Below are 10,415 nucleotides of genomic sequence, written 5' to 3' on the forward strand. Positions count from 1 at the left end.
GTTCCTAAACTTTTCGGTTGTCCAGGTTCTCCTTCCGCCCTCTCGGGCTTCCGGTTCGGCGACCTCGTCGGCCGCTCAGAAAACTTACAACACCGTCGGCTCGCGCCTCCTCCGTTGCAAGTCGCCGTAAAACCCTCTCAGGCTTTTTGGCTCTGCGCTCTCGCCTCTCGGCTCCTGCGCAGTCCAAAAGCATACCACCCAAACGGCAGCAACCGCTACCAACCGTTTCAGGGATGACGCAGCCGCTTGCCATTTCTATGGTTCGGGCCTGGCAGCCCATCGGGCGGGAGGCCCGTGATGGCCAAGCAATTCAGCCAAGAGCGCCTTCGGGTTCGGCCCAGCTCCCGCGAGGAAGCTGTGGTGACCAGCGCCAATGAGCATTTCGAGCGCACGCTGATCCGTGTGCGCGGGGAGCTGGTGGGTTCCGTGGCGGCCCTCAGCCATCCAGGCGGACGCGGTGATGCGGCCAACTACGGCGAGGTGTTCCTCAGGGACAACGTGCCGGTGATGCTGCTCCTGTTGGTGCAGGGCCGCTACGAGATCGTGCGCAACTTCCTGGAGGTGTGCCTTGATCTCCAAAGCAGCGCCTACCAGACCCGTGGCGTGTTCCCCACCAGCTTTGTGGAGCAGAACGGGCAACTGCTGGCGGACTATGGACAGCGCTCGATCGGCAGCATCACCTCGGTGGACGCCAGCCTCTGGTGGCCGGTGCTCTGCTGGTTGTATGTGCGGCGCAGCCGCGACTTGGAATTCGGCGCAAGCCAGAAGGTGCAGCGGGGTGTGCAGCTACTTCTCGACCTGGTGCTGCACCCCACGTTCGAGGGCACACCGGTGCTGTTCGTGCCCGACTGCTCCTTCATGATCGACCGCCCCATGGATGTGTGGGGCGCACCGCTGGAGATCGAAGTGCTGCTGTATGGCTGCCTCGCCAGCTGCTCCCAGCTGATGGATCTAGCCCAGAAGGGCCGAAGCAGCAGGCTGCTGGAGCAGCGCCTCGTGCTCACCCGCCAGTGGAAGCACGATTTGCGCTCCTACCTGCTCAAGCACTACTGGGTGACGAGCAAAACCATGCAGGTGTTGCGGCGGCGCCCCACGGAGCAATACGGGGAAACCCAGGCCCTAAACGCGTTCAATGTGCAGCCCCAGGTGATCCCGCCTTGGCTGCAGGACTGGCTGGAGGACCGTGGCGGTTACCTGATCGGCAACATGCGCACTGGCCGACCGGACTTCCGCTTTTACAGCCTGGGCAATTCCCTGGCCTGCCTGTTCGGGCTGGTGACCGCCCCGCAACAGCGCGCCCTGTTCCGGCTCGTGCTGCACAACCGCCATCACCTGATGGCCCAGATGCCGATGCGCATCTGCCATCCACCGATTGAAGGCGACAAGTGGCGCGAGAAAACGGGCTCGGATCCCAAGAACTGGCCATGGAGTTACCACAACGGTGGGCATTGGCCCAGCCTGCTCTGGTATCTGGGGGGAGCGATCCTGCTGCATGAGCAGCGCTACCCCGAGGCCGACGTGTTGCTGATGGGGCAGATGAAGGCCATGCTCGAGGAGTGCTACTGGATGCAGCTCAACCAGTTGCCCCGCCAGCAGTGGGCCGAGTACTTCGATGGCCCCACCGGCACCTGGGTGGGACAACAGGCCCGCACCTATCAGACCTGGACGATCGTGGGTTTCCTGCTCCTGCACCATCTGCTACGGGTGAACCCCAAGGACGTGACCCTGTTGGACATCAACAGCCCCTGAGCTGAGGACAGACACAAAAAAGCCGCGGTGGGACAAACCCGCCGCGGCCAAGACCAAACAAGACACTGGCCCGGAGGCCGGCTGGATCAGAACAGACCCAGGGTGAGGGACTTGTCGATCGGCAGAGCTGCACCGATACCCAGGTAGATGGTGAACAGAGTGCCGAACAGGAAGGCAGCCATGGCCACCGGACGACGGAAAGGGTTCTGGAACTTGTTGAAGCTCTCGATGAACGGGATGAGCATCAGGCCCAAGGGGATCATCGTCTGCAGGGCGATGCCGAGCAGTTTGTTGGGCACCACCCGCAGGATCTGGAACACCGGGTAGAGGTACCACTCCGGGAGAATTTCCAAAGGCGTGGCAAAGGGATCAGCCTTATCCAGCAGCATGGCCGGATCGAGAACGGCCAAACCAACGATGCAGGCGATGGTTCCCAGGATGACCACCGGGAAGATGTAGAGCAGGTCGTTGGGCCAGGCGGGCTCGCCGTAATAGTTGTGGCCCATGCCCTTGGCCAGCTTGGCCCGCAGCTTGGGATCGCTCAGATCGGGCTTCTTGAGGACGTGCATGGTGCTGATGCCGATAGGGGAAGGCTAGGGGCCGCCGATGGGCTGGCGGGAGAGCCGAAGAAATCGAGGGCAGGGATCGCAACAATGCGCAACCCCAAGGCCAAGGATCAGATCAGAGGGGACCGGAGATGCCCTGCTTCCGGATCATCAGGAAGTGGATGAGCATGAACACGGCCAGCAGCCAGGGCAGCACAAAGGTGTGAAGGCTGTAGAAGCGGGTGAGGGTGGCCTGGCCAACGCTCTCGCCACCGCGAAGCAGCTCAACCATGAAATCGCCCACCACAGGAACAGCTGCAGGAACGCCTGACACGATCTTGACGGCCCAGTAGCCAACCTGATCCCAGGGGAGGGAGTAGCCGGTGACGCCGAAGGACACCGTGATCACGGCCATGGTGACGCCGGTGACCCAGGTGAGTTCACGGGGGCGCTTGAAGCCACCGGTGAGGTACACGCGGAACACGTGCAGGATCAGCATGAGCACCATCATCGAAGCGCTCCAGCGGTGCACGGAGCGAATCAGCCAGCCGAAGCTGACGTCCGTCATTAGGTGCTCCACGGAGGCATAGGCCTCCACCACCGTTGGCTTGTAATAGAAAGTCATCGCGAACCCGGTCGCGAACTGGATCAGGAAGCAAACCAGGGTGATGCCGCCCAGGCAATAGAAGATGTTGACGTGGGGCGGCACGTACTTCGACGCAACGTCGTCAACGATTTCCTGGATGTCCAGGCGTTCGTTGAACCAGTCGTAGACGGGCGATGACTTTCCGCCAGAGGCGGGTGAGGAGTTCGCCATGCAGCGAGGGGGTTTGGTTGGCAGAGTCTACCGACCACCTCGAACCCTCCGTGAGCGCTCAGCCGCCCATCACCGTGGAGTCTCCACCGACCGAAACATGGGCCTGGCGCCGCCTGCGGGGCCTGCTGCTGGCGGCCCTGGTGGTGCTGCTGAGCCTCCCCACCGCTGCCCAACCGGTGCACGCCCTCAGCGATGCCCAGCAGCTAGTGGTGGAGAGCTGGCGCCTGGTGAACCAGAGCTATGTGGACCCCGATCGCTTCGAAGCGATTCACTGGAAGCGCCTGCGCCAGAAGACCCTGGAGCGCCCCATCGGCACCAGTGCCGAGGCCTACGACGCCATCGATTCGATGCTGGCGCCCATCGGCGACCCCTATACGCGGCTGTTGCGCCCGGCCGAGTACACCACCTTGCGCTCCAACACCCAAGGCACCGTGAGCGGCGTGGGTCTGCAACTGGGCCTGCGCAGCGGCGATCCCGCCATCGTGGTGATCGCCCCCCTGGAGGACTCCCCCGCCGCGGAGGCCGGCATCGTGAGCGGCACTGAACTCCTCAAGGTGAATGGCGTGGCCGCCCAAGAGCTCGGCCTGGAAAGCACCGCCGCCAAACTGCGGGGCGTCTCCGGATCGCGGGTGCTGCTGGAACTGCAAGCCCCCGGGGGGCGCATCCGGGAGGTGGAGCTGAGCCGCCGGGAGGTGAATCTCCAACCGGTGCGCTTCCGCCTGCTGGATGCCGGCAGCCACCGCCTGGGCTACCTACGCATCACCCAGTTTTCCGACCCCGTGCCCCAGCAGGTGAGTGAGGCCTTGGGGCAACTGGGCCAGGAGGGGATCGAGGGATTGATCCTGGATCTGCGCAACAACTCCGGTGGCCTGGTGAGTGCCGGCCTGGCCGTGGCCAACGACCTGCTAGACGGGGAACCCATCGTGGAGACCATGAACCGCGACGGCTTCAGCGATGCGCAACAGTCCAACCGCGGCGTGCTCTACGCCGGCCCGATGGTGACCCTGGTGAACGGCGGGACCGCCAGCGCCAGCGAGATCCTGGCTGGGGCCCTGCAGGACAATGGGCGTTCGGAGCTGCTGGGCGGGCGCACCTTTGGCAAGGGGCTGATTCAAACCCTGATCAACCTGGGAGGAGACGGCAGTGGCCTGGCTGTCACCGTGGCCCGCTACGTGACCCCCAGCGGCCGCGACATCCAAAATCTGGGCATTGAGCCGGATCTGGAACTGCCCGAACCCGAGCCCCTGGATCCCGGCGGCCATGGCGACACCTGGCTGGACGCAGCCGTGGGCCACCTGAGCAACGGGTTGGCCCCGGGCGGAGCCGAGACATGAGTCAGCGCACGTACCACGACCCTCTGCATGGGGCGATCCGGTTGGAGCGCAGCAATCCGGCTGAAGCCCTGGTCATCGACCTGATCGATACGGCCCCCTTCCAGCGCCTGCGCCGCATCCGCCAGCTGGGCCCCGCCTACCTCACCTTCCATGGAGCGGAATCGAGCCGCTTCACCCATTCCCTTGGAGTGCTGCAGCTGGCACGCCAGGCCCTCACAGGGCTCAAGCGCATGGCTCCGGAGCTCGAGGCCCACACGGGCGTGCTCTATGCCGCCGCCCTGCTGCACGACGTGGGTCATGGCCCCCTCAGCCATTCCGGCGAGGAGATGTATGGCCTGCATCACGAGGCATGGTCGGGTCGGCTGATCCGAGAACACCCCCAGCTGCGCCAGCGGCTCGAGGCCTATGCGCCAGACACGGCGGATGCGGTGGCGGATCTGCTCAGCCATGGCCACTACCCCAACGCGGCGATCCAGGCCCTGGTGAGCAGCCAGCTGGACTGCGACCGCCTCGACTACCTGCTGCGCGACAGCTACAGCACCGGCACCAGCTACGGCCAGCTGGATCTGGAGCGGATCCTGGCGGCCCTCACCATCGCTCCCGATGGGGGCATTGCCCTGAACCCCAAGGGACTGATGGCGGTGGAGCACTACCTGGTGGTGCGCAACCTGATGTATCGCGGCGTGTACAACCACCGCCTCAACGTGGTGTGCAACTGGCTGCTCACCCAGGCAATCGCCACCGCCCGGCGCCTAGGACCGGAGGCCGTGTGGGCGGATGAGGCCATGGGCCGCTGGTTGTGGGCCCCCCGCGAGCTCGATCTCGCCAGCTTCCTGGCCAACGACGACATCCGCACCGGCTATCACCTGCAGCGCTGGCGCGAGCAGGGCCCCCCAGCCCTGCAGGAGCTGTGCTGGCGCCTGCTGGAGCGACACCTGCTCAAGGCCACCGATGTGAGCCGCCTGAGTCCGCAGCAACGGCTGGAATTCCTGGCCCGGGCCCGCCAGCTCAGCGAGGCGGCCGGACTGGAGGCGGAGCAGTGCTGTGGCCTGCGCCAACAGCAGAGCCGCGGCTACCACCCCTACAAAGGAGGGCTCAGACTGTGGGATGGCCAACAGCTGGGGGCCCTGGAAAAGCGCTCCGCCCTGGTGCGGAGCTTGATTCAACCCACCGAAATGGCCTGGCTGATCCACCCCGCCGAGGTGAGTGCTCCCCTGCGCCAGGAGTTGGCCCTGGCGGCCGGGCCAGCCCAAGCCGAGGCCTCTGCCTAGGTTGTGGCCCATGGCAGCACACCCCCTTCACCTGCAGCTGAGCCCGCTGGCCACGGCCCAGGCCAGTGCCCTTGAGGAGGTGCGGGTGGCCCTGAACGCTGATCCCAGCGGTGGCCTTGCGGTGTTGCACGGCGCCGATCGCCCCCTCACCGTGCCCGACCTGCAGGCCATTCAGGCCCTGTTGCGCAGCGCCCACCTAGAGCTGCACCAGCTCGAAAGTGCGGAAGCCAGCAGCCTGGTGGCGGCCGCCGCCCTGGGATTGAGCACTGTGTTCAGGCCCGCGGCCCTGGTACCTGCGGCGGAAGAAGCCGATCCGGCCGCCGCTGCGGCGCTCACCATCCACCGGGGCACCCTGCGCTCCGGCGATCACCTGCAGGTGCAGGGATCGGTGCTGCTGCTCGGGGATGTGAACCCGGGCGCCCGCATCAGTGCCGGCGGCGATGTGCGTGTGTGGGGCCGGCTGAGGGGCATTGCCCATGCCGGCTGCGCGGGCAACACGGAGGCTCGGATTGTGGCCCTGCAGCTACGGCCACTGCAGCTGCGGATCGCGGCCGCGGTGGCTCGGGGCCCCGAGGATCTGCCCCCGGCTGGGTTCTGCGAGGAGGCCGTGCTGGTGGAGGGGGCCATCGCCATTCGCCCAGCCGAACCCCATTGGCCGCAGGCGTGAGCGCCCGGATCAGCGGTTGATCCAGCCCACACCGCCGAGCACACCGGCCACCGCCATGAACCACAGGGGAGAGATCCTGGTGCGGAGCATCAACACGCACACCAGCACCGACACCCCATAGGCCGCGGGGCCGCGATCGGCGGTTTCCAGAATCTTGAGCCCCACAGCAAACAGGATCCCCAGGGTGATGGGCCCCATGCCGCGCTCAAAGGCGATCCGCCACGGCGAGTGCTGGAAGCGATTCCAGCTGAGGGCGGCCAGCACCATGAGAAGGGTGGAAGGGAGCAGAATCGCCAGCTCCGCGGCCACGCCACTCAGCAGTGCCCAGCTGGGGCCTTCACGCCAGGCCGCGCCCATCCCCAGCAGACCCACAATCATGGAGCTGGGGCCAGGGGCTGCCTCGGCCAGGGCATAGAGATCCGCGAACTGGCTGTTGGTGAGCCAGCAGTATTTGTCGACGCTGAGGTAGTGGTATTCCGCCAGCAGGGTGTTGCCACCCCCCAGGGAAAACAACGACAGGCTGAGGAAATCCCCGATCACGGCCACCAGGTTGCCGAGATCGCTGAGCTGAGCGGGATGGCAGATGGCACTCATGGCTCACCTGCGGCAGCACCCCGGGGCCAGTACCAGGCCATGGCCAGGGGCCCCGCAACCAACACCACGGGAATCAGACGGAGGTGAGCCACCGCCAGGGCCAGGAACACCGCCAGGGCAAAGCCGAGGGCCACGGCATCACGCCAGTATTCATCGAGGATCTTGAAGCCCATGGACAGGGCCATGCCGGCGGCGGCGGCCACAACCCCCGCCAGCACCCGATCCACCGCCATCCTCATGTTGAGATAGAAGTAGGCGAGGCCCAGGAGTAGGAGCAGGCTGAAGGGCAGCAGCAGGATCCCGGCCAGGGCGAGCAGGGCTCCGGCCAGGCCATGAAAACGGGCCCCGATGTACACCGCCATGTTGATCTGGTTGGGCCCTGGGAACAGCCGAGCCACGGTGAGCCCGGTGATGAACTCCTCGTCCGTCATCCAGCGGTGCTGTTCCACCACAATCCGCTGGCTCCAGGCCGAGAGGCCACCGCCGAAGGAGGACAGCGCCACCTGCAGCATCCCGAAAAAGAGGGCACGGCGGCTCGGGATCTCCGCCATCACTCGTGCACGAAATGGGGGTCGGCAGGCAGTTCACCTGCCTCGTGGAAGGCGGGATCGAGCGGATCGGGGGCGCTGTAGGGGTGGGCCTCGGCCCAGTCGGCCTTGAACACCTGCTTGAGCCGCATCACCACCTGGGCAGCGTCCACCTCGATGCCGAGTTCGCGGCGCAGGTCAAAGGCACTGCGATCGATATTCATCGAACCGGTCATGGCGGCGATGCCATCCACCAACAGCAACTTGGCGTGCAGCTTGAGGTGCCTCTGCCGCCGCACCTTCACGCCGGAGCGCTCCATCAGGCGCAGGGAGCTGAAGGTGTCGTAGATGTCCCAATCGCTGATGCCGTGCTTGCCACCGCAGAGCACCCGCACCTTCACACCCCGGTGGCGGGCCGCCACAATCCGCTCGAGGATCACCGCGTCCACGAACTTGGGGTGCTGAATCCAGAGGGTGGCCTTGGCGGAATCGATGATCCGGGCCATCTGTCCGCGGCTATGGGCACTGCTCCACACCAGCCCCACATCCAGCCGCGGTTCAAAAAATTGCCGCGACCAGTCGGCCTCGAAGCCGGCGATCACCTGGCTCACCACATTGGGGTCATGGGTCACCACGCCGTAGTCGCGGGTCTCGGTGAAGTACTTGTCAGAGAAGTTGAAGGTGGCGATCAGGGCCGCCGCGTGATCCACCACCATCGACTTCTCATGGGTCACCGGGAAGGCCTCACTGGTCCAGGCCACCGCGATGCCCCACTGCTGCAACAGGGCAAAGGCCTCGTCGTTCCAGCGATCGCCGCCGGAGGTGTGGGGGTTGAGCATCACCCGCACCTGCACCCCTCGCTCCACTGCCCGGCGCAGGGCCTGCTCCACCAGCTCGCTCTGCAGCTTGAACTGCTTGAGCAACAGTTGCTCCCGGGCCTGATCGATCAGCTCCACCACCGCCTTGGCGCCGTCATCCGGCATCACCAGCAGGCGCTGGCTCGTCGCGGGCATCAGGGTCATCGCGGGCCTGCAGGGGCTTGCCTTTTTTAGTCGGGCGCAGGCATGCCGCCCAGTGCGGCGGACACGCAGCAATGCGATGGATTGGCCTTAACCTGCCCCGATGTCAGACAGCGCCGTGACCCGCTACATCCTGATCTGCTCCGGCAAGGGCGGCGTGGGCAAAACCACCCTCACCGCCAACCTGGGCATTGCCCTGGCCAAGCAGGGCATGCGCACCGCCGTGTTGGATGCGGACTTCGGCCTGCGCAATCTCGACCTGCTCCTGGGCCTGGAGAACCGGATCGTCTACACGGCCCAGGAGGTGCTCACGGGCCATTGCCGGCTGGAGCAGGCCCTGGTGAAGCACAAGCAGGAACCCAACCTGGCACTGTTGCCAGCGGGCAACCCGCGCATGCTCGAGTGGCTCAAACCCGATGACATGCAGAAGATCGCCGCCATGCTCGGCGAGAGCTTCGACATCGTGCTGATCGACTGCCCCGCAGGGATCGAGGCCGGTTTCCAAAACGCCGTTGCCGCCGCCAAGGAGGCCATCGTGATCACCACCCCTGAGGTGTCCGCAGTGCGGGACGCCGACCGGGTGATCGGCCTGCTCAACACCCATGGCGTCAAGCCCATCCAGCTGGTGCTGAACCGGGTGCGCCCCAAGATGATGGCCAACCAGGAGATGCTCGCCGTCGACGACGTGACCGACATCCTGGCCTTGCCGCTCCTGGGCCTGGTGGTGGAAGACGAGCAGGTGATCGTGAGCACCAACCGCGGAGAGCCCCTCACCCTCAACGGCAGCAACTCCCCAGCGGCTCAGGCCTACAGCAACGTGGCCCGGCGGATCTGCGGAGAGGAGGTTCCCTTGATCGATCCCGCCAAGGCGCGCAAGGGATTGCGGGCCAAGCTGGGCCGCCTGATGCAAACCAAGATCTTCTGAAGTGATGACCCTGCGCGATTTCGTCAACAAACTGCTCGGTCGTCAACCTGCCAGCGCCGCCACCGCCAAGGAGCGGCTGCAACTGGTGCTCGCCCACGACCGCAGCGATCTCAATCCCGAGCTGCTGGAGCAGATGCGCCGCGAGATCCTCGAGGTGGTGAGCCGCTACGTGGAGATTGATCTTGAAGAAGGGGATGTGAGCCTGGAAACGGAAGACCGCGTCACCGCCCTAGTGGCCAACCTGCCGATCAAGCGGGCCAAGGCCAAGGCTGCAGAGCAGGAGCACAGCGGGGAAGGAACCCCTGTCTGCACCGCCATTCAGGGTTGATCCGGCCGAGTTGCCCACAAGCGGGGAATGCTTCTGGGGTCTTCAAGAAGCCCCATGGCCGCCAACCTTTGCACCATCACCACGGCTGAAACCCAGGTGCTTCAGGCCCTGGAGCAGGGCATGAGCAACAAGGCCATTGCGGCCGCCCTGGTGCTTAGCCCCCGCACAGTGGAATGCCACATCTCCCACCTGCTGGCCAAGACCGGTTGCAACAGCCGCACCCAGCTGCTGTTGTGGGCTTTGGCAAGGCGATAAACTGTGTAGAGGAGGCCTGCCTCCGTTGCCGGCTTAGCTCAGTGGTAGAGCAGCGCTTTTGTAAAGCGAAGGCCATCGGTTCAAATCCGTTAGCCGGCTTCTTCTCCCAGATCCCTTCCAGGCCAGTGCTGGGATTGGTTCTTGGCATTCGCCCAGTCCGGCAAGAACCCCCTGGGTTGATTGACGGGTTGATTAATCGGTTGGTTAACCAGGCCCTGCCACCAACCCCGTTTGAGATGAAACGTCAGCTGCATGACCTAGGGAATCTCTGGACAAACGGGTCTTGATCCGTTCGCGGGACGCAGCAACTCTGCTTTCACCGTGATTTTTCTGTGCGGGCTCCTTCTGGTAGACGTTGTCCCCATGCTCAGCGACCTTGGGCTG

At 65.1% G+C, this 10,415-nt stretch carries 12 protein-coding genes and 1 tRNA gene; 8 read left to right on the top strand and 5 right to left on the bottom strand.

Annotated features, from left to right (window positions below; translation table 11 throughout):
• The first annotated feature begins 297 nt into the window (after nt 1-297).
• Nucleotides 298-1,749, top strand: a complete 1,452-nt coding sequence (locus KBZ14_RS15520) for a glycoside hydrolase 100 family protein (RefSeq protein ID WP_255119253.1) — start codon at nt 298-300, stop codon at nt 1,747-1,749.
• An 86-nt stretch (nt 1,750-1,835) separates the two neighbouring features.
• On the opposite strand, the gene petD is transcribed toward KBZ14_RS15520, so the two are convergent.
• The gene (gene petD, locus KBZ14_RS15525; RefSeq protein WP_255119254.1) at nt 1,836-2,318 is read right to left on the bottom strand and encodes a cytochrome b6-f complex subunit IV; all 483 of its coding nucleotides are present in this window, start codon (nt 2,316-2,318) and stop codon (nt 1,836-1,838) included.
• A 112-nt stretch (nt 2,319-2,430) separates the two neighbouring features.
• Nucleotides 2,431-3,111: a cytochrome b6 gene (gene petB, locus KBZ14_RS15530; protein WP_255119255.1), complete on the bottom strand. Its 681-nt coding sequence runs from the start codon at nt 3,109-3,111 to the stop codon at nt 2,431-2,433.
• Nucleotides 3,112-3,161: 50 nt separating this feature from the next.
• Between petB and ctpZ the strand changes: the two genes are divergently transcribed.
• The 3 genes from ctpZ to KBZ14_RS15545 are packed head-to-tail and all read left to right on the top strand — an operon-like array spanning nt 3,162 to nt 6,383.
• Nucleotides 3,162-4,445: a carboxyl-terminal processing protease CtpZ gene (ctpZ, locus tag KBZ14_RS15535; protein WP_255119256.1), complete on the top strand. Its 1,284-nt coding sequence runs from the start codon at nt 3,162-3,164 to the stop codon at nt 4,443-4,445.
• Nucleotides 4,442-5,716, top strand: coding sequence for an HD domain-containing protein (locus KBZ14_RS15540; RefSeq protein ID WP_255119257.1), 1,275 nt, complete (start codon nt 4,442-4,444; stop codon nt 5,714-5,716). The genes ctpZ and KBZ14_RS15540 overlap by 4 nt, the downstream gene beginning before the upstream one ends.
• A gap of 10 nt (nt 5,717-5,726) precedes the next feature.
• On the top strand, nt 5,727-6,383 hold the full coding sequence (locus tag KBZ14_RS15545) for a septum site-determining protein MinC (RefSeq protein ID WP_255119258.1): 657 nt from the start codon (nt 5,727-5,729) through the stop codon (nt 6,381-6,383).
• Nucleotides 6,384-6,392: 9 nt separating this feature from the next.
• On the opposite strand, the gene KBZ14_RS15550 is transcribed toward KBZ14_RS15545, so the two are convergent.
• From KBZ14_RS15550 to KBZ14_RS15560, 3 genes are read right to left on the bottom strand one after another with little or no spacing between them, the layout of a single operon-like run.
• Nucleotides 6,393-6,977: a chromate transporter gene (locus tag KBZ14_RS15550; protein WP_255119259.1), complete on the bottom strand. Its 585-nt coding sequence runs from the start codon at nt 6,975-6,977 to the stop codon at nt 6,393-6,395.
• Nucleotides 6,974-7,528: a chromate transporter gene (locus KBZ14_RS15555; protein WP_255119260.1), complete on the bottom strand. Its 555-nt coding sequence runs from the start codon at nt 7,526-7,528 to the stop codon at nt 6,974-6,976. The genes KBZ14_RS15550 and KBZ14_RS15555 overlap by 4 nt, the downstream gene beginning before the upstream one ends.
• A complete protein-coding gene (locus KBZ14_RS15560) occupies nt 7,528-8,517 on the bottom strand; it encodes a phospholipase D-like domain-containing protein (protein ID WP_255119261.1) in 990 nt (329 codons plus the stop codon). Before KBZ14_RS15560 ends, KBZ14_RS15555 begins: the two co-directional genes overlap by 1 nt.
• Before the next feature lie 109 nt (nt 8,518-8,626).
• On the opposite strand from KBZ14_RS15560, the gene minD reads away from it, so the two are divergent.
• The 4 genes from minD (at nt 8,627) to KBZ14_RS15580 (ending at nt 10,130) form a co-directional block, all read left to right on the top strand.
• Nucleotides 8,627-9,448, top strand: a complete 822-nt coding sequence (gene minD, locus KBZ14_RS15565; protein ID WP_255119262.1) for a septum site-determining protein MinD — start codon at nt 8,627-8,629, stop codon at nt 9,446-9,448.
• Nucleotides 9,449-9,452: 4 nt separating this feature from the next.
• The gene (gene minE, locus KBZ14_RS15570) at nt 9,453-9,776 is read left to right on the top strand and encodes a cell division topological specificity factor MinE (RefSeq protein WP_255119263.1); all 324 of its coding nucleotides are present in this window, start codon (nt 9,453-9,455) and stop codon (nt 9,774-9,776) included.
• A gap of 54 nt (nt 9,777-9,830) precedes the next feature.
• Nucleotides 9,831-10,031, top strand: coding sequence for a response regulator transcription factor (locus KBZ14_RS15575; RefSeq protein WP_255119264.1), 201 nt, complete (start codon nt 9,831-9,833; stop codon nt 10,029-10,031).
• Nucleotides 10,032-10,058: 27 nt separating this feature from the next.
• Nucleotides 10,059-10,130, top strand: a tRNA-Thr gene (locus KBZ14_RS15580).
• Nucleotides 10,131-10,415: the final 285 nt, after the last annotated feature.

This window comes from Synechococcus sp. HJ21-Hayes, assembly GCF_024345835.1.
In the GTDB taxonomy this organism is placed as follows: Bacteria; Cyanobacteriota; Cyanobacteriia; order PCC-6307; family Cyanobiaceae; genus Vulcanococcus.